This window comes from Bradyrhizobium liaoningense, from assembly GCF_018130825.1.
GTDB classification, from domain to species: Bacteria; Pseudomonadota; Alphaproteobacteria; order Rhizobiales; family Xanthobacteraceae; genus Bradyrhizobium; species Bradyrhizobium liaoningense_B.
Map to the genome: position 1 here is coordinate 687508 of NZ_JAFCJS010000001.1, position 21947 is coordinate 709454.

Sequence of the window (21947 nt, forward strand, 5' to 3'; positions counted from 1 at the left end):
CGCGTTACGACAGCTTGCCGACGGCCTTTTCCAGAAGGTCCCAGGCCTGGTCGCCATATTTACCCTTCCACTCGGCATAGAATCCGGCCGAGCGCAGCTTGTCGCGGAACGGCGCGACAGTGGGCTGGTTGAAGGCCAGGCCCTTGCCTGCGAGCTCCTGCTGCAGATTGGCATTGAGCTTGGCGGTGTCCTCGCGCTCCTTGACGGCGGCGGCGTTGATGTTCTTGGCGACGATGGTGCGCACGTCCTCCGGCAACGCGTTCCAGGCGCGGCGGTTGGCCAGGAACCAGAAGCCGTCCCACATGTGATTGGTCAGCGAGCAGTACTTCTGCACCTCGTAGAGCTTGGCGGTCGAGATGATCGCCAGCGGGTTCTCCTGGCCCTCGACGATCTTGGTCTGCAGCGCCGAATAGACCTCGCTGAAATTGATCGAGGCGGGCGCGGCGTCGAACGCCTTGAACATCGAGGTCCACAGCGGCGACACCGGGACGCGGATCTTGAAGCCCTTGAGGTCGTCAGGACCGGTGATCGGCCTCGTCGAGGACGTGGTCTGGCGGAAGCCGTTGTCCCAGATCTTGTCCATGACCTCGAGGCCGGCCTTCTTGATCTCGCCGCGGACATGGGCGCCGAGGTCGCCGTCCATGGCCTTCCAGACCGTGTCGTAGTCCGGGAACGCAAAGCCGATGCCGTTGATGGAGGCCGCCGGCACCAGGGTCGACAGGATCAGGCCCGACAAAGTGAAGAACTCGACGCCGCCGGAGCGGATCTGGCTCAGCATGTCGGTGTCGGAGCCGAGCTGGTTGTTCGGGAAGATTTGAAGGTCGAACTTGCCGTTGGTCTCGCTCTTGATCGCTGCCGCCATCTCCTTGGCGCGCACGTTCAGCGGATGGGTGTCCGGCAGGTTGTTGGCATATTTGTAGGTGAACTCGGCGCTCTGGGCGCGGGCCACATGGGGCGCGCCAATGCTGCCCAGGACCGCGGTCGCGGCGGAGGCCTTGAGAAGCGTGCGTCGGGAAAAGCTCATGGGTCTGCTTCCTCGGAAGGATTGTTTTTGTTCTGAGATGCAAACCTATACGGACGTCACGTCAGAAGGTCATCTGCGATCTCGCGAAGCTCGCTTATTGCAGCCGGACAACGCCACGGCAATATCGGCTTTCGCCACATGGGGCCTGACAAAAAATGCGAAAACAACCCCATGCACAGTAGCCGTCAAGAGCTGGGACGATGGTGGAACGCCGGGCCGGAAATGACGCTGAAGCGAAGGTGCGGTGGCAGGAATTCTGTCTAAATATCTGATCCAATTGTATATAAAGATATTCCATAATATACCTTATGCGAATTGTGGATATGGTGGTGCAGATCCGGGCGGCGGCAGCCTCCTTGCGTGTTCGTAGAGCTTCCGGGCGCTCGCAGGACCTGCCCCGTCTGCGCGGCTGGCGCTGCGTGCGGCCATCCAGACCGCCAGGTCGAGGCATACCCGCTGGTGGTCCCAGCAGCTCGCCGCCCAACCACATGCGGAGCTGGATCGCGACATGCGGAGCGGATCGTGGGCGCGGCGCGTGCAATGGCTGGACTCGCGCGATTGATTGCCGGGAAGGCTCGGCCCGGACCGAGACAGCGCGGCGTCGCAGATCGGCTTGATCCGAGGTGAGGCGCCCTCCCCAGCGCTCGTTGGTCCTGGACCGCTAAGGGGTCCCGATGCGGCAGAGGCTGTCGGGCTCGCGGGACTGTTCGGCGCGCCGCCGAAGGAAAGGTCGGGAATTGTGGGCCAGTTCATAGAAGCAAGCATGGGGAACCGGCAGAGTTGAGCGACGTCATCGGTCGATCAGCCGTGCAGGTTGTGGCCGACGCCGAAGCTAGCTCCCGTGACCATTGCGACCAAAAGCCTTCGACATTCCGACTCGAATTGCATTCCGAAGAATAGCACGCAAAAGCAGTATTACAGGCTGAAACACGCCGAGGTTCAGCCGCCAACCGCCAGGGAGGCAAAAAGATGCGTCGTGATTTGACCATCAAGACCGGCAGCATGGCCGGCACATCGGATTTCAGGGTGATGGCTCCGATCAAGAAGGGGTTCGTGCCGTCCCTGGATGCGACCACGTACAAGACGCGCGTCAAATACGTGTTGCGGGCGCTGAATGGCGGACGCGCCAACGCATATGAATACGAGCTCGCCCGCGTGCTGTCCGACTCCGTGGACCGCGTCGGACGCATCCACTCGGTGGGCATCGCCGTGCTCGAACCCGAAGACGACTCCGTGGACGCCGTGGACTATGTGCTGCTGACCGCGACATTCGATGGCTCCTGGGAAGCCTATGTCCGCGTCATCTGGCAGAAGGCCGCGCGGCTGCTCGACCTCATCTTCTGCAATACCGATCACTATCCGCTCGGTCACGAGAGCACATACGAAAACTGGGGCATCTGGCTCAAGAGCATGCAGACCGAAGCCTATTTCCTCTATGCCACCCCCGACCTGACCGTGGATGACACGCGCTTCCTGCGGATGGAGGAGCGGGTTTATCGGCGCACCTCGGGCGCCGGCGCCGATCAGATCGTCACGCGGATCAGGGTTCCGTCGCCGGAAGAGATTGCGCGAGGCTCGATATTCCAGGGCGGCGTCGATCCGACCAATGCCGGATTCAGCAAACCGCTCACCCCCGAAGCGGCCGGCCGACCTGCCTTTCGCCACGGCATATTAGCGCTGGCGGGGCTCTACCATCTGGCCGACTTCTATCCGCCGGGGACGCATGACGGGGTGGTGCTGCATCGGGCCGCCCACGAGCTGCTGCCGGAATTCGTCACCATGATCAACGCCCCCGCCTATGCGGAAGGCGTCAAGCGCGCCCGCCGGCGCTATGAAGAGGCGCTGAACTGGTTGCTGACCCCGCCCGACGTGGCGCCGGTAAGGCAAAACCTGCCGCTCGTCCTGCCGCCCCAACCGCCGTTGCAGGATCGCAGCAACGTGCAAGGCGGGATTCTCTCCGCCTACCCCGCTTCGGATCACGGCTGCCTTCTGCTGCTGCAGTTCGCCAATCCAGCGGCACTGGCTGCGTTTCTCAACGTCCTGCAGGTGACGTCCGAAGCTGACAAGCTCACCCCGGGGCAGATCGTCACCAACATCGCATTCACGGTCGAGGGGCTGCGTCACGCCGGATTGACCGACGCAGAGGTCCGCACACTGCCGGAAGAGTTTTTGCAGGGCATGGAAAGACGCGCCGGCCTGCTCGGCGACGTGCGCTGGAATCATCCCCAGCGCTGGCGCCTTCCGGCAAGCAACTGGGCGCGCGGCATCGACGCGCCGGACCTGAGCGAAAACGATCCTGCGGCGCGCATCAGCATGAGCTCCGTCCATGCCGTCCTTCAGCTTCGCCTGCTGACCAAGGACCCGAACAAGGACCCGCAAACGACGGCGGATGCGAGAAAACCGTTGATGGCCGAAATGAACCGCCTGGTCGAGGTGGATCCAGGCGTCAGGCCGCTCTCGATCCAGTGGATGCAGCGGCAACGTGTTGGGTCCTCCGAGAACATGAAGGACCATTTTGGTTTCGCCGACGGCAGTTCGAACCCGGTGCTGTACGAGGACCAGGCCGGCGAGATCTATTCCAATCGGGTGCATCTCGGCGAGATCTTGTGCGGCTACCCGAACCTCGCCGACGTGACGGCGCCGCTCGGCGATGCGACCAACCGTGCTCACGCGATGCTCCGCGACGGCAGCTTCATGGCGCTGCGCAAGCTGCGACAGGATGTTGAGCAGCTCGAGGACGTCCTGTCCCGCGCTACGCGACAGGCGACCGAGACGGTCGGACCGGACGCACCTGCCCTGACGCGCGAGACGCTGATGGCCAAGATGATGGGACGCTGGCCGACGGGCCATCCCCAGGCCGGCCAACCCCTGACCCCTACTCCGCCCCCTGACCAGGGCTACAACGACTTCAACTACGACGCAGATCAGCAGGCCCAACTGTGCCCGTTCCACGCGCACATACGGCGCGCCAATCCGCGCGTCTCGATCACCAAGGCGGATGCCGGTGCCCGGCCCCCACGGATCGTCAGGCGCGGCATGTCCTACGGTCCGCCCGTCGACCCGCAAGCCGCCAAATCCGCCCCGCAGCCAGAGCGCGGCCTGGTTTTCATGGCCTACAATGCCAGCCTCGGCGAGCAGTTCGAGGTGGTGCAGAGCTGGCTGGCCGGCGGCAACAGTTCGGGATCCTCGTCCGGGGAAAGCGATCCTTTCCTCGGCCTCGCCGAACCCGGCCGGCTTCGACATTTCCGTTTCGAGCATGGCGGCCAGACCGTTCGCGTCGCGCTGGATGGCTCGGACCGGCTCCACGACGAACCGCGTCCGTTCGTACGTCTGGAATGGGGCGCGTATTTCTTTGCGCCATCGAAAAAGGCGCTTGCCGATCTGCAGCAATGGGCGGCGAGCCAGGGGCGCAAACCGGCGGTGACGTGGAGCGCGGATGAGGGCGAAAAAGAGATCGCGCGTCTGCGCCTGATCGAGAGCCGGCAGGGTGAAGCCGCGGCGATGGCCGCGTGGAAGACGGCGCTCGAAGATCCGGATTCAGCCTCGCATTTCGTCAACGCGTCGATCTGGGCTGCGATCCGCGAGCGCCATTACGGCGCGCTCCGCACGCCCTTCGGGGTCTTGGTGGCCGACCGCGACATGGTCTCTAAGGTCTTTGCCGATTCCGACACCAAGCTGACCATCACCGGCTATCTTCCCCGCATGCTGCGGTCGTTCGGCATCCTCTATCTTGGCCGCGACGCCGGACAGCCAGACAAGGTCTACGAGCAGGAATCCGCAGCCTGCAACGCTGCGATCATGGCCCTCGACCAACCCGCCGCATTCGAGCTGGCGCGCGCGGTCACACAGAAGGTGCTGGGCTTCATGGTCAAGCAGACCATTGGTTATGCCGCCGACGACGGCGAAGCGAGCTGGGAACTGACCGTCGACGTGCACGAACTGGTGGATCCGCTGCTCGCCGCCTTCTGCGAAGAGTGGTTCGGGTTGAGCGAAGACGGGGGGTATTTCCGCCGCGTCGGCTATCGCTGGGATTGGAAGCCAGGCGAGGCGCCCGGTTATCCCGGCCATTTCCTCTCCCCTTCGCGCTACATCTTCCAGCCTCATCCGAACAAGACAGTGGAGGCGGTCGGCGCGGCACATGGCGAGGCTGCGCGCAGTGCCATGGAAAGTTTCCTGACGCAGTTCGGGCCGACCAACGGACCAGTCACGAAGGCGGTTTACAACTCGCCGCGGGGCACCGGCGACATACCCTTCGTGGCGCGTACGATCGCCGGCGCCATGATGGGCTTCATTCCGACCGTCGACGGAAACCTGCGCAGGATATTGAACGAATGGCTGCGTGAAGGGACGCTGTGGGCGTTGCGCGCTCGCTATGCCGGCACGGTGGCGGAGAACTACACCGACGCCCTGAACCGGCTGAGAGACGACTTCATCCCGGCCATGCAACTCCGCGCGGTGCCCGAACTGATCTGGCGGACAGCCATCGTGTCGCACACCATCGGAGATGTCGAGATCAGGCCGGGAGACGTCATCGTCGCCGGCGCGGTCTCCGCCACCCAGCAAAGTCTCGCCGAAGGTCGTCAGGACATCTATCACGCCTTCGGCGGCAACCGCAGGGTCGAGGGGCATCCCACGCATTCATGTCCCGGAGCAGACCCGGCACTGGCAGTGATGCTGGGTTTCTTCAGCGCACTGGTGGAGACGCCGCTACCCTTGCGCGCCGGCCCCATTCCAATGAGCCTGACGATGAACGGAAGGGTTCCCGCGCCGCCGAGCCCGCCTTCACCCTAGAGCCGCATGACGCGGAATGGATTTGCGCATGCCCAGACAATCATACAAAGCGCGATGACGGTTCATCCTGATCGCGTTGCGCTTTGGCTAGACAGCAAAATGCTGACCGCTACCGAGCTGATCGCTGGCGTGGATGACGGGCGTGCCGATGACGAGCCGGCTCGCCTGCTCCGCATGCCAGTGCATGCCGAGCGCCTGCAGTTTCTCGGCGGCTTCCGTAATGGTCTGGCGGGCCGCGTCACCCTGCCCCTGCCCCGCGAGAAGCTCGCCGCGCAGGGCGAGGTTCAGGGCCGCATCGCGCAGTGATCCGCGCCAGCCTGCGGAGATCTCGGCGCGCTGCAACCAGCGCTGGCTTCGTCCAAACTCCCGGCGCGAGGCTGCAAGCCTCGCAAGCGAGCGGCAGGCCATCGCCTCGCCCACACGTTCGCCTTCACGCGCGCGGCCCAGGACATAAGCGGCGTACCGCCGTGCCGTGTCGACGTCGCCATCGGCCGCGGCGGCCTCGACCAGCCAGCTGTATTGAACCGACGTGTAGAAGTGGAAGTTTCGCGCTTCCATCCACTGCGCGGCGTTGCGCAATTGCTGCAACCCATCGGCATCGGCGGTCGCGGACCAGCGGGCAAATCCGGACGCGGCGCGGCAATCCGCCAACAGCAGCAGGCTGCGCGTGTTTTCGGCAACACGTGCGCCTTCGACGGCTAATCGCTCCGCCTCCTGCCAGCGGCCTTGCCAGACCAGCGCGACCGAGATCCAGTTGCGCACCGAATTGACGACCGGGTGGGTCGAGCCTTCGACCAGGGCCATGGCTTCGCTGAAACATTCGTGAGCGCCGTCGAAATCGCCGCGATCCGCCAGGACGCCGCCCTTGCACGACAGCGCGTAGGCTGAGCCGATGGAGATGGCGCCGTGCCGCCGGCTGCGTTGCTGCTTGGTCGAGATGGCAGCGTCGATCAAGGCGATGGCTTCGTCGTACTGGCAGCTTGCGGCGAGAATCTGGCCCAGCGTGGCTTCGATGTGGGCAATCAGGCGGTGGTCACCGAGCTTGCGCGCGAGCTCCAGTGCTGTCCTTGTGTGTGTCACACCAGCGCGAAATCGGCCGAACGCATAGCACATCCAGCCGAGCCATTCATATGAACTGACCATCGCGACGGTGTCGCCGAGCGAGCACGCAATCGCAACCGCCCGCTCGAACACGGTGACATCGTCAGTCAGCGATAGCGGGTCGAATATCGTGACCATACCTAACTTGTTGGTCAGCAAGCACCAGCGCAGGGATTGCTCGCGCGAGCGGTCCGGCACGCGATCCAGCGCTTCCATGGCGACCTGATACTGGACACGGGCACGGTCCAGCGCGAACGCAGCCATGGCCTTGTCGCCGGCGCGTTCGGCATAATGGGCCGCGCTTTCCCAACGACCTGCGCCGCGCGCGTGGTAAGCGAGGGCTTCCAGCGTGTCTTCGCGATCGGCCTGCTCGGATCGCGACAACAAGGTGGTTTCGATACGCTTGTGCAACGCCTGACGCTCGTGCAGGCCGATCGTGTCGTACACCGCGTCCCGCGTGATGCCATGCTTGAAGCGAAGCACACCGCCCGCCGGATCGGCAAAGAGAAAATCCGAGTCAGCCAATGCCCGCATCGTCGTCGGGTCGGGCTCGCTGCCGCAGGCCGCAACCAGCAAGCCGTTCGGCACCGTGTTTCCGATGACCGCCGCGGCACGCACCACGTTCGCTTGATCCGGCGGCAGGCGCGCCAGGCGCGAGGCGACCAGCGTCGCGATCCATCCTTGCTTGCTGCGCATTTCGAACGAGTTAGGATCGTTGGCCGCAACGGAATGGCACAGCTCTTCGATGAACAGCGGCACCCCGCCGGCATAGGCATGAATGCGGGCCACCAGGAAGGGATCGGCCTGCGGCACCCAGCGCCTGACGGCAAGGTCGGTTTCCGGCCCCTGAAACGGCTCCAACGGCATGTGCGGCGCGCTGGAAATCCATTCGGTGCCGTCGTCGCGCGGCCGGCTGGCGAGGATGATGCGCGGCCCATTGGGCAATTGCAGCAGTGCCTCCAGCAACTGCCGGCTCGCGTCATCGGACCACTGCCAGTCGTCGATCACCAGCACCAGCGCGCCCCGCGCAGCCAGGGCCGTAAAGAATCCGAGGAGGTCACCGACCACGCCATCGACGGTCATCCGGCCGCCGCGTGCATCGGCGCCGGTCGACGCCAGCCCGAGGATCGTTTCTGCGCGCGGACCGAGCTGCGCGGCCCATGGCTGCAGAGCGATGCGGGCCGTCTCTTCGGCCTCGGCGATGGAAGCGTCCGGTCGTATTCCCAGGCAGGCGCGCAACATCTGCAGGAACGGCTGCAGGACTTCGGCACCGACATAACTCTCGCAATTGCCCCGCAGCAGCCTGAACTGATCGGTGCCGAATTGGTGCAGCACTTCTTCCAGCAGGCGCGTCTTTCCGAGCCCGGGACCGCCGACGACGATCGCGCAACGTTGCGTGGCCGGCTGGGTCTCGCGCAGAAAGCCAGTCAGAAAGCTGAATATCTCGTCGCGGCCAATGAAGGGCGTCAGGCCGCGGCGAGACGTCGCCTCAAATCTGCGCGTCGCCGTGCTTCGTCCCAGCACCACCCGTGCCGGCGGCATTCCGGATCCCGCACCCACCGTCTGGAGATGTTCGCCGAGCTCGAAGAAATTGGCATTCGGCCCCAGGGCATCAACGCTGGCGAGGATCTGGCCAGGGGCGGCGTAGCGCGACAGGTGCGCCGCCGTGTTCACGACGTCGCCGATCAGGTCATAGCGGCCGGACTCGATGTCCCCTTCCGTCAGGAGCAGGGTGCCGGCATGGATACCGGAATGCATGCGAAGCGGCATCAGCGCCGGCGACACGCCATCGTGGCGCACCTGCTCGACCCATTGGTGAATATCGATTGCAGCTTCCGCGGCACGACGACCGTCATCCTCGCCGGACCTGGGATAGCCGAACACGGCGAGCGCGCCGTCACCTTGCGTTCTGATGATGCGACCTTCGTGCCTGGCTACCGCGCGATGCCAGATCTCCCGCAGTTGGCTCAGGAGTTCGGAAAGGTGCTCCGACTCCATATCTCTGCCCAAAACGGTGGACCCGACGAGGTCAGAGAAAAGCACCGTCAATCGATGACGTTCGCCTTTCGGTTCGCGGGTCTGCGTCTTCATGGTCGCTGTCGAGGCCAGCCCGTTCCCGCACAGCAAGCACGGTCCCCAGCTGGCGCCAGACCGGATGCCGCAGGGCATCATACACGCCCTTGGAACTCCGGCTAGCCTTAGCGAATATTGGAGTAAATCTTCACGCGAACGTGGTTGGCGCAGATCGGTCTCGGCGTCGTCATTTGGATACCTAACCCATTCAAAAACTGATGCATTTGGTGTCTTGCCAAGCCCTCACGGCCAGTCGGCAAAGTTGAGCGTCGGCCTGGATCGGCCCGCTCGCACGCGCGCCGCGACGCGCCGGCGCCAGACACCCGGTGCCTCATCGGTGTGCTTGCGGAAGAAGCGGCTGAAGTAAGCTGTATCCTTGAAGCCCAGCGCAAAGGCGATCTGCTTGACGGCCACGGTGCCGGCCTCGAGCCGGGTCGCGGCTTCCTGGACGAGACGCTGCTGGATCAGCTCGCTCGGCGAGCGCTTCAGCTCGCGGCTGCACAGCGCGTGCAGTCGATCCGGCGTCATGCCGAGAAGGTTGGCATAGTCACTGACGCGCAGATGCTGCTGATAGCGCTCCTCTAGCAGCCGGCGGAAGCGGCTCAGGATCTCGGTACTGCTCCCCTCCTCGTCGCGGTCGCTATCGCCGGCGAATAGGCGCCAGAAGCGCAGCACGCACAGAGTCAGCTCGGCCGACATGATCGACGCCGCACCACTGCGGGCAGGCGATGCGATCTCGGCGGCGATCGCCGCGATCGACCGGGACATCGTGGTCACGAGCCCGGCCTCGACCGGCAGCGCCATGATGCCGCCGGCGGCTTCGAGCGCGAGATAGGCAGGCTCGGCCGACGGCGGCAGATAGCGATGCCACACGCCCGCGCGCAGCTGCAGCAGCTCGGCAGTCGCGCCGGCCGACACCTCGAGCCATTCGGCTGATCCCGCCGGCAGCCAGACAATGGCCGGGCCAGTGAAGGTCATCGTCTTGCCGGGCCTGCCGACTTCGGCGGCCGCTCCGGCGTGCAGGCAGAGCAGATGAATGAACGGCCGGGCTGTTTTGGACGAGAGCATCCAGCGCCGCGCAACGTAGTGCGGGGCGATCAGCTCGGCGCCGACAGGCGCAGCGCCGCTCGCGGCCGCTGGACCGGTGCCCGCGACGCCTCGACGCACCTGGCCGTCGCGACCAGAAACGTCCAATCTTTCGCCGGATTTGTCCATTGTGCGAACAAACCCCTCGGTGCTTGCTAGGTCAAGTCCTGGTCGCGGCCGCCTTCATGAAGCGGCGCCGAAAAGAAGCCGGGACCAAGAGGAACGACCCACTCACACGTAGCGAACAACCGCTTGAGTGAAACACGAGGGAGGATCGACATGTTTTCGGCGAACCGTCGAACGTTGCTGCGCGTCACCGGCCTTTTGGCTGTCGCCACGGCGCTGGGGAGCTTTGCGTCCGCGGCCGATGCGCAGGAGAAGATCCGGATCGGCTATGCCATTTCCAAGACAGGTCCCTATGCCGGCGGCGCCGGCATCACCACCCTGCCCAATTACGAGCTGTGGGTGAAGGACGTGAATGCCGCCGGCGGCATCAAGCTCGGCGACAAGAAGCTGCCGATCGAGGTGGTCGAATATGACGACCGCAGCAGCTCGGAGGAAGCCGTCAAGGCGATCGAGCGCCTCGCCAACCAGGACAAGGTCGATTTCATTCTTCCGCCCTGGAGCACGGGCCTCAACCTTGCGGTCGGTCCGACCCTGAACCGTCTCGGCTACCCTCACCTCGCGGTGACCTCGGTGACCGACAAGGCGCCGGAGCTCGCCAAGCGCTGGTCGAACGCGACGTTCTGGCTCGGCACGTCGGCGCAGATCTCCGAGGGTTTGGCGGACCTGCTCGGCAAGCTGAAGAGCGAAGGCAAGATCGGCGCGAATGTCGCGATGGTCAGCGTCGCCGATCAGTTCGGCATCGAGCTCTCCGCCGCCGGCCGCGAAGCCTTCAAGAAGCACGGCTTCACCCTCACCTATGACAAGACCTATCCGATGGGAGCGCAGGATCTCCAGCCGCTGCTGAAGGACGCGGTCGCCTCGAACCCGGATGCGTTCATCGCCTTCAGCTATCCGCCGGATACGATCGCGCTGACCGAACAGGCGCAGCTGCTGAAGTTCAATCCGAAGGTCTTCTACGTCGGCGTTGGCACCGCCTTCCCGCTCTACAAGGGCAAGTTCGCTGCCAACAGTGACGGCGTGATGGGGATCGGCGGCTGGAACGCGGACTCGCCCCAGCTGAAGGACTATCTCGCGCGCCACAAGGCCGCGACCGGCAAGGAGCCCGATCGCTGGGCGAGCTCGATCACCTATGCCAGCCTTCAGGTGCTGCAGCAGGCAATCGAAAAGGTCGGCAAGCTCGATCGGGCCGCGGTCGCGGCGGAAATCCGCTCGGGCACGTTCGACACCATCATCGGCAAGGTCAAGCTGAAGGACGGGCTGCTCCAGGAAGTGTGGAGCGTCGGCCAGTGGCAGAACGGCGAGTTCTACGCACTCGCGCCGGCCTCGCTGCCGGGTGCACGTGCGCCGGTCGTGCCCAAGGCACAGTGGCAGTAAGGCCGTTGGCAGGCCTTGCGCTGCGAGGCCTGCCTGCCGTCCGCTCGAAGGGCTCCGTTTCATGCTGCTTGTCGACATCATCCTGCCGGGCCTCGTGCTCGGCGGCATGTACGCGCTGATCGCGCTCGGGCTGACGCTGCAATACGGCGTGGCGCGGATCATGAACCTGTCCTACGGGGAGTCGCTGGTCGCGGCCGCCTTCGGCGCGTTCTCGCTCTACAGCGGTCTGGGGCTGAGCCCGCTGGCCGCACTGCTGCTCGCAGTCCCGATCGCGATGCTGCTGAACTGGCTGCTCTATCGCTTCCTGCTCGAGCGGCTGATGCGGCGAGGCAAGGACCGCGGTGCGCAGGAGATCGACAGCATCCTCGTGACCTTCGGCGTGCTGTTCGTGATCCAGGGCGCCATGCTGGTCGCCTTCGGCGGCCAGTATTACAGCTACAGCTATCTCTCCATCCCGCTGACGATCATGGGCTCGACGCTTGCGGTCAATCGCCTCGTCGCACTGCTGTTTGCGGCCGTTGTCGGCGGCGCCGTTTATCTCGCCCTCACCCGCACGCGCATCGGCACCGCGGTGCGCGCCATCGCGGTCGATGCCAACGCCGCGCGCCTCGTCGGGATCGACGTGGCGGCCTTGTCCGGACTGGCGTTTGCCTTTGGCGGCGGCCTCGTCGCCGTCGGCGGCGTGCTGGTCAGCATGTTCCTCACCTTCAATGCGGCGATGGGTGTGGTCTTCACCATGAAGGCGCTGGTGGTCGTCATCATGGGCGGCGTCGGCAACGTCCTGGGCGCGCTGGTTGCGGGGCTGCTGCTCGGCGTGGTCGAGACCGCGGTGGCGCGGCTGGTCGATCCCGGGCTGACGCTGGCGGCGACCTACGCGCTGTTTCTCGGCGTGCTGCTGATCCGGCCGACCGGCCTGTTCGGGAGAGCTGCGTCGTGACCGGGCCGATGCGTGCAGTGCTGTGGTGTGCCGCCCTTGCCCTGGCTGCGGCTGTTGTCACCTATCCGCTCTATGCCAACGGCTATTATCTCGCGCTCGGTATCAGCGTCCTCTATTTCACGATCCTTGCGACGGCGTGGGCGATGTTCTCGGGTCCCACCCGCTACATCTCGCTTGCGACCGTCGCCTTCTTCGGCCTCGGCGCCTACACGGCCGCGGTGTTGGGTGAGACCATGCCCTGGCCGGTCGTGCTGCTGGCCGCGGCCGGCGTCGGCGCCCTCACCGCCGCCATCACCGGACTTTCGACGCTGCGGCTGTCAGGCATCTATTTCGTGATCTTCTCCTTCGGGCTGGCCGAGCTGATCCGGCAGCTCGTGATCTGGTACGAGGTCAACATCCATAAATCGGTCGGGCGCTATCTCTTCAGCGCGGTGACGCAGGACATTCTCTACTGGCAGCTGCTGGGCTTGACCGCGATCGTCTTCCTGGTCGGCTGGCTGCTCGGACGCTCGCGCTACGGGCTGGCCTTGCGCGCCATCGGTGCCGACGAGACCGCGGCCAGCCATTCCGGCATCGACGCGACGCGCATCAAGCTCGGCGTCTTCATTCTGAGCGCGACGTTCATGGCGATGACCGGCGCGGTGATGGCGCCGCGCTGGACCTATATCGATCCCGCGATCGCCTTCAACCCGACCATCTCCTTCCAGGTCGTGATCATGGCCCTGCTCGGCGGTGCCGGCTCGCTGTTCGGGCCCGTGCTCGGCGTCGTTCCACTGGTGCTGCTGTTTGAGGTGCTGACCGCGGCGCTGCCCAACCATTTCAGCATCGTGCTCGGCATCATCTTCGTCCTCATCGTCATGGTGCTGCCGAACGGCGTGATCGGCCTGTTCGGGGCGGGCCGCTGGCGCGTTCCGGCGGGGCATCCCGCCGCCGCTTCCGTCCGTAAGACGGATGCAACGCTGCTCGCGGTCGACGGCGTCAGCAAATCGTTCAGCGGGCTGCGCGCCGTCGAGGACGTCAGCTTCACGGTCGCGCCGGGCGAGATCATCGGCATCATCGGCCCGAACGGCTCCGGCAAGACGACGCTGCTGAATACGCTGTCCGGGGCCCTGCGCCCCTCGTCGGGCACGATCCGCTTCAGCGGCACCGTCCTCAACGGCCTGCGCGCGCACCAGATCGCGCGCCTGGGGCTTGCGCGCACGTTCCAGCTGGTGCGGGTGATGCCGGACCTGACCGTCGCCGAGAACGTCGCGGCGGCGCGACTGTTCTCGACGTCAAGCGGTTCGGACGCAACGGGACGCGAGCTGCTGGATCTGGTCGGACTCGGCACCATGCACGAAGCCCCCGCCAGCGAATTGACCTATATCGACCAGAAGCGGCTCGAGCTTGCCCGCGCGCTGGCGCTGCAGCCGCGCCTCGTGCTGCTTGACGAATGGCTGGCGGGCCTCAATCCGAGCGAGCTCGAGACCGGCATCGCCCTGATCGCGAAACTGCGCGACCGCGGCCTCACCATCATCATGGTCGAGCATGTCATGGATGCGATCCGCGCGCTGTGCGGCCATTGCATCGTCATGAACGCCGGCAGCGTGATCGCGCGCGGCACGCCGGACGATGTCCTTACCGATCCGAAGGTCGTTGCCGCCTATCTCGGAGGTGACGATGCTTGAGGTCGCCGCCCTCTCCCACTTCTACGGCAAGCATCAGGCGCTCGCCGAAATTGCGCTCGGCATCAAGCAGGGCGAGATCGTCGCGATCCTCGGCGCCAACGGCGCCGGCAAGTCCACCTTGCTCAAGAGCATCGCCGGGCTGGTCAGGCCTGCGCCGGGCGCGACGATCAGGTTCGAGGGACAGAGCATCGGCGAGCTGCCCGCCCATCTGATCGTGGAGCGCGGCATTGCCCTGGTACCTGAGGGACGCGGCGTCTTCGGCGAACTAACGGTTGCCGAGAATTTGCAGCTCGGCGCCTATCCCGCGCGCGCCCGCGAAGGCGAAGCGGACCGGCTCGCAAGGATCCTAAAGCTGTTCCCGCGCCTTGCCGAGCGCATGACCCAGGCCGTCCGCACCATGAGCGGCGGCGAGCAGCAGATGGTGGCGATCGGCCGGGCGCTGATGTCGAACCCGCTGCTGCTCCTGCTCGACGAGCCCTCGCTCGGCCTGTCGCCTTTGCTCAGCCGCGAGGTGTTCCGCGCGCTGGCGCAGATCCGCGCCGACGGCGTCGGCGTGTTGCTGGTCGAGCAGAATGCACGCGCCAGCCTCGACATCGCCGACCGCGTCTACCTGATCGAGTCCGGCCGCAACGCCGGCAGCGGGCTCGCGAGCGCCATGAAGAACGATCCCGAGATCCAGCGCGCCTATCTCGGCAAGGCGCGCGCCACATCGTCCCCACATTGATCACCCCCAGCCCATCACGGAGAGCGCCATGAACGCAATCGACCTTCTCATCGGCGGCAAGGCCCAGACGGCCAGCAACCAGCGCACCTTCCAGCGCCGCAATCCGATCTCCGGCGAGGTCGCGACCATCGTGGCGGCGGCCTCGATCGACGATGCGATGCGCGCCGCCGATGCCGCGGCCGCCGCCTTTCCTGCCTGGTCGCAGCTCGGCCCCTCCGAGCGCCGCAAGCGGCTCAGCGCGGCCGCCGACATCCTCGCGCGCCGTGCGGCGGAGTTCACCGCGCTGATGGTCGCCGAGACCGGCGCCACCGCGGGCTGGGCCGGCTTCAACGTGCACCTCGCCGAAGGCATGCTGCGCGAGGCCGCCGCCATGACGACGCAGATCTCGGGCGAGGTCATCCCGTCCGACAAGCCCGACAATCTCGCGATGGCCTATCGACAGCCGGTCGGCGTCGTGCTCGGAATTGCGCCGTGGAATGCGCCTGTCATCCTCGGCGTGCGATCGGTCGCGATGCCGCTTGCCTGCGGCAATACGGTGGTGCTGAAGGCCTCCGAGATGAGCCCCGGCGTGCATCGCCTGATCGGAAGCTGCCTGGCGGAGGCCGGGCTCGGCGACGGCGTCGTCAATGTCGTGACCAACGCGCCGGAGGATGCGCAGGCCGTGGTCGAGGCGCTGATCGCCCATCCCGCCATCCGCCGCGTCAACTTCACCGGCTCGACCCGGGTCGGCCGTCTCATCGCCCTCGCTTGCGCCAAGCATCTCAAGCGCGCGCTGCTGGAGCTCGGTGGCAAGGCCCCGCTCGTCATCCTCGACGATGCCGACCTCGATGCCGCCGTGAATGCGGCGGCCTTCGGCGCCTTCATGAACCAGGGGCAGATCTGCATGTCGACGGAACGGATCGTGGTCGACGACAAGGTGGCGGACGCCTTCATCGCCAAGTTCGCGGCCAAGGCCAAGAGCCTGCCCCACGGCGATCCCCGCAAGGGCAATGTCGTGCTCGGCTCGCTCATCAGTGATGCTGCCTGCGACCGCGTCCGCGGCCTGATCGACGATGCCGTCGCCAAGGGGGCCGTGCTTGCGGCAGGCGGCCACGGCAGCGGCACGATCATGCCGGCCACCATCGTCGATCACGTCACCCCGGCGATGCGCATCTATGGCGAGGAAAGCTTTGGGCCGATCGTGACCGTCGTGCGGGTCAGCGGGGTGGATGAGGCGGTGCGGGTTGCCAATGACACCGAATATGGCCTGTCCTCCGCCGTGTTCGGCCGCGATATCGCGCGCGCCCTCGGCGTCGCCAAGCGGATCGAAGCCGGCATCTGCCACGTCAATGCGCCGACCGTGCATGACGAGCCCCAGATGCCGTTCGGCGGCACCAAGGCGTCAGGCTACGGGCGCTTCGGCGGCAAGGCCGCCATCGACGAGTTCACCGAGCTGCGCTGGATCACCGTGCAGACCGGGCCTCGCCATTATCCGTTCTGAAGCGAGGCCTGAGCTCGCCTCAGCGCAGCGGCAGCAGGTCCAGCTGGCTCTGCGCCTTCTTCACTGCCGCCGCGAACCAGCTCTGGCTCGGCGCTTCCTTGGCGAAGCATTTTGTGTAGGCGTCCATGGCCTGGTCTTCCTTGGCCATGGCGTCCTGCGGGGTCTTCCTGGCCATCATCTGCTTCCAGACCTTCTCGCAGGCCGGGATTTCAGCCGTCTTCACGGCGTTGGTGGCGGCAAGGAAGAAGACCTTCTCGCCCTGGATCGCGACCACACCGATTTCGCTCGGCGGGCCCTTCAAATCGCCGTTGCCGCGCACGCCGAGCACTGCGACCGCGGCGCTCGCGCCTGCGGGTTTTGTAACCGGCAGCTCCGCATATTTGGCGAAGGCTGCGTCCTGGATGGCCTGATAGTAGAAGCGGTCCGACTTGATCGCCGCGCCGATCTCCTGCGGCATGCCATCCTCGCGATGCTCACCCAACCAGTGCTTGAGCAGCCCGGTCGTCGTCACCACGGCCTGCATCTTGTCGCCTTCGGAAGCGAAGCCGAGTCCATCGAGATGGCCGAAGCCTGAATCGCCCTTGAACAGGGTATCGACGTTCGACTTGCCGTCAGCCGGGAGGCCCTTGATCGTGGCCGCACCGACCAGGCCACGCAGGACACGCGTCAACTCGTCAAGCGCGGCGTCATGCTGCTTGAAGGTCTCGTCGTTCTCCTTGGCCTTGGAAAACTTTGCGATGTAGCGGTCGCGCAGGTCGAGATAGTGCTGCTCGGGCGCGGCTGCATGGGCAGGCGTCGCGAAGGCGAGCAGGCAGAGCAAGGCGAGCGATCTCATTGCAATATCCGAAAGACTGGAACGACCTCCAGTCTTTGTGCCGGCGCCGGGCGCGAAGGTTCATCCGCCGACGGGCCCGCGGACGCCCTACTCCGCCGGCGTGAGCTGCCGGTTCAGGCGCAGCGCAGCGGTCTCGCGCACGCGGACACGGGCGCGGCGCTTGCGCCACCAGATCACGACGCCGGTCACTGAGAGCGCGGCCACGACCAGCCCCATGATCGAGATCAGGATGCGGCCAGGCAGCCCGACAATGCGGCCCGAATGCAGCGGAAACTGCGCCTGGACGAAGATGTCGGCGGCGGTGCCGACCCAGGGCAGCCGCTCGCCGATCGGACGGCCGTCCTCGCTGTCGTAATAGAGCTGCGCCGGGCCGACGCCGCCGGCGCCGTGATCGTCGCCGGGGTGGAAGTAGGCGGCGGCGTAGACGCCATGGGCCGGGCCGTAGCTGAGCGCGCCGACCGGGGTGGTCCAGCCTCGCGCCTTGCCGTCGGCGGCCGCGCGGGCGGCGATCTCGGCGAACGTCATCCTGGGTTCGATCGGGTCGTCGAGATCGCGATAGGGCCGCTGCTCATAGGGCGTCGGCGTGTAGTTCGACACCATCTTCATCAGCGGCGAGAACACCTCGAAATAGAGGTTCAGCGAGAACGCCGTGAAGGCGATGACGAACAGCACACCCCAGGTCCACAGGCTAAAGGCGCGGTGGATGTCGAAATTGATCCGGTAGGCGCTGCCCGAGGTCTTGATGGTCCAGGCCGGCGCCCAGCGCGCCCAGAAGCCGCGATCGAGCTGTCGCGTGACCTCGGGCGGGCGCGCCGCCTTGGCGCGTCGCCGCGAGGGCAGCGTCAGATAGAAGCCGACGAAGCAATCGATGGTCCAGATGATCGCGATGATGCCGAGCACGCGCATGCCCCAGCGGTCGCTACCCCAGAATTCGGGGATGTGCATGGTGTAGTGCAGCTTGTAGAGGAACGAGACGAGGTTCTCTCGCGTAACCGGCCACACCGCGCCCCAATAGCGGCGTCCGAGCTCCACGCCCGTGTTGGGATCGAGGAACACCTGATTGTAGTCGAGCGGATAGCGCTTGCCGGTCGCCGGATCGATCCGCGGCATGATGAAGAACCACAGCGAGTGGCCCTCCTCCGGCGTCATGAAGAGATAAACGACGCGCGCCCGTGGGTCGCGCTGCTCGATCATCTTGGCGAGCTCGATCGAGGGGATGGCCGGGCCCTTGGTCGAGACATCGAACAGATGGCTGTTCAGGACGTCGTCGATCTCATGGTCCCAGGAGATGATCGCGCCTGTGATGCCGGAGAAGAACAAGAATCCGGCAGTCAGCAGTCCCGCCCAGCGATGCAGCCGACCGAATATAGCTCTCATCGTCTTCCACTCTCGTCCAGCAAGTCCGGCTCCCCATTGCCGGACGGGTCTTCAAGTTGAACTCACCACCGATAGGTCAGCTTGCCGATGGCCTTGCGTCCCTCCGCGTAGAAGCAGCCCGACAGGTTGTAGCAGGCGGCGACGTAGCGGGTATCGGCGAGGTTGGTGACGTTCAGCGACAGGCGCCAATTGTCCCTCGTGTAGGCGAGCAGAGCATCCAGCACAGTCGAGGCTCCCACCTTGAACGTGTTGGCGTCATCGCCCCAGGTCGCGCCGACATAACGGATGCCGCCGCCGAACTGCACGCCCGCCAACGGCCCGTTCTGGAGCGTGTAGTCGCTCCACAACGAGGCGCGATTGAGCGGCACCGTGGGCGGCGCCTTGCCGAGATTCACCGGATCCCGCGAGAGCTCTGCATCGACATAGGCATAGGCCGCACGCAGGTTCCAGCCGTCCGCGAGCGACATCGTGCCTTCGAGCTCGATGCCGCGCGATTTGACCTGGCCGATTTGTTCGGCGGAATAGCTCGGCGGCGCGTAGACGACGACGTTGTCACGCGTCAAATCGAAGGCCGCAAAGGTGAACAGTGCGTTCCAGCCGAGCGGCTGGTACTTGACGCCGACCTCGTACTGGACGCCGGTTTCAGGGTTGAGCATCTGGCCGCCCGGTCCCGTCGCCAGCACCGGCAGGAACGATTCCGAGTAGCTGAAGTAAGGCGCGATGCCGTTGTCGAAATTGTACATCACGGCGGCACGGCCGGTGAAGGCCGATGCATCCTTTGAGACCGTCGTATTGGAGATGCCGCTATCGACCTGCGTCGTCACGAAATCCTGGCGGCCGCCGAGCTGGAACGACAGCCGGCCGAGCTTGATCTGATCCTGCGCGTAGAGGCCGACCTGCGACTGCTTGACGCCGGTGTTGTCGCTCATGCCGCCGATGGTCCAGTCGTAGCTGTAGACCGGATTGAAGACGTTGATCTCGGGGGCCGACGTCGTGACGCTGAACGCGGTGTCGCGGAACGTGGTGTTGCGATAATCGATCCCGACCAGCGTGGTGTGGTTGAGAATGCCGGTCGTGAACTTACCCTGGAGCTGGTTATCCACCGCAAAGGAGTTGATGTAGGAGTTGCTATAGCTGCCGTAGCGCGCGAGCTGCCCCGCGGCCTCGTCGGTATAGCCACCGCCGTAAAACACCTTCTCCTCGTTGTGCTGGTAGGCGTAGCGCAGGTTCTGCCGGAACGTGATGTTGTCGGTGAAATCGTGCGAGAGCTGGTAGCCGGCGGTTGCGATCTCGGTGTTGAAGGCGTCGAAGCTCGGTACGCCCGCAAAGAACGAGACCGGAATGGTGCGGCCGTTGTTCGGCCATACCGTGCCCGAGGCCGGCAGGAACTGGAGGCCCCACCCTGCCCGGTCCTTCTGATAGGCGGCGAGCACGGTGAGGGTGGTGTCCTCGTTCGGCTTGAAGGTGACGGCGGGCGCGATGAAGACGCGGTTGTCCTTGCTGAAGTCGACCTGGGTCTCGCCGTCGCGCACCACGCCGGTCAGGCGCCACAGCACGGTGCCTTCCTTGTTGGCCGGTCCGCCCATGTCGAACTGGCCCTGATAGCGGTTGAAGCTGCCGCCGGAGATCGAGACCTCACCGAACTGCTGCGCTGTCGGCAGCTTGGTCACGTAGTTGAGCAGGCCGCCGGTGCCGCTGCCGCCATACATCGCCGAGGACGGGCCCTTGAGAACTTCCAGGCGCTCGGCGCCGTAGGGATCGAGCCCGTTGAAATGCACGTAATTGCTGGATGGGATTCGCAGGCCGTCGATGTACAGGCCCGGCATGGTCATGTCGAAGCCGCGGATCTGGAGGCCGCCGAAGCGGGTGTCCGAGCCGCCATTGACGTCGCCGCTGACGCCGGCGGTGTAGCGCAAGGCCTCGCCGATCGAGACTGCGCCCTGGTTCCTGATCTGGTCGGTGGTGACGATGGACACCGACTGCGGGGTCTCGATCAGCGGCGTGTCGGTTTTGGTGGCGGTGCCGCTGCGCGTGGCGACGAAGCCGCGGACAGGTCCGCCGGCGCGTTCACCCGTCGCGCCATTCGACGCCGACTGGGTCGGCACGGCTTGCTGCGCGGGCGCGCGACGGCTGGCGCGGGAGGTGCGCGTCGATGCCGATCGTCGCGATACGGCGTTCGCCGCCGGACGTGCGCGCTGGGCCGGCGCGTCAACGGTGACCGAGGGAATTTGCGTCTGCGCCTGCACGGGACCAAAGGGAAGGATGAGAGCGACTGAGCTGACGGCTCCGAAGAAGAGCACCTGAAGCTGTCGATGGCACGTTTGGAAACGCGAAGAAAGTTGGAAGTCAGTCACGTCTTAGCAGCCCCACGCACTGCCGGCTTCGCCGGTATCATTTTTGATGCCCCGCCCTAACGCAGGCGATTTCGGAGAGCGATAGGAACCGGGTTAGAACTTCTCCAGACCTGTGCGCAGCACGTGCGGCGAATGCGCTCAGGCGCGGTGAGAGGCGCGTGGATCTGGAATCTTTCTAGATGACCGTGTCAACCGACGAGGCGCGACCGCCTGCGACATCGAAAGCCGGCGCGGAGAACGAATCCTTTACCATGGTCCCGGCGCCCGATTGAGCCTGAGGAACCCCGGGGGTAGAATCTGTTGCGGGATATTTCATTTGCGTTGCAGGCCGTGCCGCAACGTTCTTTGCCAGCGCATGCTGGGCATCCAGGGGTCGACGTCCATGAGCGAATTGCGCGCTGCGACCAGGCAATCCACGGCAAGAACAGGCCTTATCGAATTTGACGGCGCCAGGGGCACCGTCAGCATCCCCTGCACGATCGCAGACGTATCAGGCACCGGAGCGCGGCTGAAGCTCGACTGGTCGCTGTCGTTGCCGCAACAGGCCACGTTGATCTTTGCCGACGGGCTGCGGAAGTCCTGTCGTGTGGCCTGGCAGAAGCGGCGGCTGCTCGGCGTCGCGTTCGCCGATGGCGTGGCAAGCCTGGACGAGCAGGCGCTCATGATGACCGAGGAAGAGCAGGCCTTGCACCGGCAGCACATCGGCGCGCAGGTCAAGGCCGCGCGCGCGGCGCGTGGCTATACCGAGCTGCAGATTGCGAACCTCATCAGCGTCTCGCCCGCGTTCGTGTCGCGTGCCGAGCGCGGCGAGATCAGCATCCCACTGCATCAGCTCACGCACATTGCCGACCTGTTGCTGGTCGATCTCGACAGCCTGGTTGCCGGCCCGGCATCGATCGAAGTGCCGGCGAGCGACGCCGAACTGGCGGCGGGCTGAAGGCGCCCCCCTCTCCGGGACATTCCTGCCCTGCGGCTCCAAATGGGAAACGCCGTTTGCC

At 65.4% G+C, this 21947-nt stretch carries 13 protein-coding genes; 7 read left to right on the forward strand and 6 right to left on the reverse strand.

Annotated elements, in window-relative coordinates:
- Window positions 1-4 precede the first annotated feature (4 nt).
- On the reverse strand, window positions 5-1024 hold the full coding sequence (locus JQ603_RS03350) for a TRAP transporter substrate-binding protein (protein WP_212336476.1): 1020 nt from the start codon (window positions 1022-1024) through the stop codon (window positions 5-7).
- A 969-nt stretch (window positions 1025-1993) separates the two neighbouring features.
- Between JQ603_RS03350 and JQ603_RS03355 the strand changes: the two genes are divergently transcribed.
- Entirely contained in the window at window positions 1994-5815 is a 3822-nt protein-coding gene (locus JQ603_RS03355; RefSeq protein ID WP_212336478.1) for a Dyp-type peroxidase domain-containing protein, read from the forward strand.
- An 87-nt stretch (window positions 5816-5902) separates the two neighbouring features.
- Here JQ603_RS03355 and JQ603_RS03360 read toward each other — a convergent pair whose 3' ends face one another.
- Entirely contained in the window at window positions 5903-9007 is a 3105-nt protein-coding gene (locus tag JQ603_RS03360; protein ID WP_212336480.1) for an ATP-binding protein, read from the reverse strand.
- A gap of 225 nt (window positions 9008-9232) precedes the next feature.
- A complete protein-coding gene (locus JQ603_RS03365) occupies window positions 9233-10183 on the reverse strand; it encodes a helix-turn-helix domain-containing protein (RefSeq protein ID WP_245003361.1) in 951 nt (316 codons plus the stop codon).
- Between the two features lie 171 nt (window positions 10184-10354).
- Between JQ603_RS03365 and JQ603_RS03370 the strand changes: the two genes are divergently transcribed.
- The 5 genes from JQ603_RS03370 (at window position 10355) to JQ603_RS03390 (ending at window position 16383) form a co-directional block, all read left to right on the forward strand.
- Window positions 10355-11575: an amino acid ABC transporter substrate-binding protein gene (locus JQ603_RS03370; RefSeq protein ID WP_212336482.1), complete on the forward strand. Its 1221-nt coding sequence runs from the start codon at window positions 10355-10357 to the stop codon at window positions 11573-11575.
- Between the two features lie 61 nt (window positions 11576-11636).
- Complete coding sequence (locus tag JQ603_RS03375; protein WP_212336484.1) at window positions 11637-12512, forward strand: branched-chain amino acid ABC transporter permease; 876 nt, start codon at window positions 11637-11639, stop codon at window positions 12510-12512.
- On the forward strand, window positions 12509-14179 hold the full coding sequence (locus tag JQ603_RS03380) for a branched-chain amino acid ABC transporter ATP-binding protein/permease (RefSeq protein ID WP_349630690.1): 1671 nt from the start codon (window positions 12509-12511) through the stop codon (window positions 14177-14179). The genes JQ603_RS03375 and JQ603_RS03380 overlap by 4 nt, the downstream gene beginning before the upstream one ends.
- Window positions 14172-14903: an ABC transporter ATP-binding protein gene (locus JQ603_RS03385; protein ID WP_212336486.1), complete on the forward strand. Its 732-nt coding sequence runs from the start codon at window positions 14172-14174 to the stop codon at window positions 14901-14903. Before JQ603_RS03380 ends, JQ603_RS03385 begins: the two co-directional genes overlap by 8 nt.
- A gap of 28 nt (window positions 14904-14931) precedes the next feature.
- On the forward strand, window positions 14932-16383 hold the full coding sequence (locus tag JQ603_RS03390) for an aldehyde dehydrogenase (RefSeq protein ID WP_212336488.1): 1452 nt from the start codon (window positions 14932-14934) through the stop codon (window positions 16381-16383).
- A 19-nt stretch (window positions 16384-16402) separates the two neighbouring features.
- On the opposite strand, the gene JQ603_RS03395 is transcribed toward JQ603_RS03390, so the two are convergent.
- The 3 genes from JQ603_RS03395 to JQ603_RS03405 form a co-directional block, all read right to left on the reverse strand.
- Entirely contained in the window at window positions 16403-17218 is an 816-nt protein-coding gene (locus tag JQ603_RS03395; RefSeq protein ID WP_212336490.1) for a hypothetical protein, read from the reverse strand.
- An 87-nt stretch (window positions 17219-17305) separates the two neighbouring features.
- The gene (fsrB, locus tag JQ603_RS03400; protein ID WP_212336491.1) at window positions 17306-18595 is read right to left on the reverse strand and encodes a siderophore utilization protein FsrB; all 1290 of its coding nucleotides are present in this window, start codon (window positions 18593-18595) and stop codon (window positions 17306-17308) included.
- A 62-nt stretch (window positions 18596-18657) separates the two neighbouring features.
- The gene (locus tag JQ603_RS03405; RefSeq protein ID WP_349630691.1) at window positions 18658-20700 is read right to left on the reverse strand and encodes a TonB-dependent siderophore receptor; all 2043 of its coding nucleotides are present in this window, start codon (window positions 20698-20700) and stop codon (window positions 18658-18660) included.
- Window positions 20701-21331: 631 nt separating this feature from the next.
- Between JQ603_RS03405 and JQ603_RS03410 the strand changes: the two genes are divergently transcribed.
- Window positions 21332-21886 carry a helix-turn-helix domain-containing protein gene (locus JQ603_RS03410; RefSeq protein ID WP_212338155.1) on the forward strand — a complete coding sequence of 185 codons (555 nt, stop codon included), beginning with the start codon at window positions 21332-21334 and terminating at the stop codon, window positions 21884-21886.
- The last annotated feature ends 61 nt before the right edge of the window (window positions 21887-21947 follow it).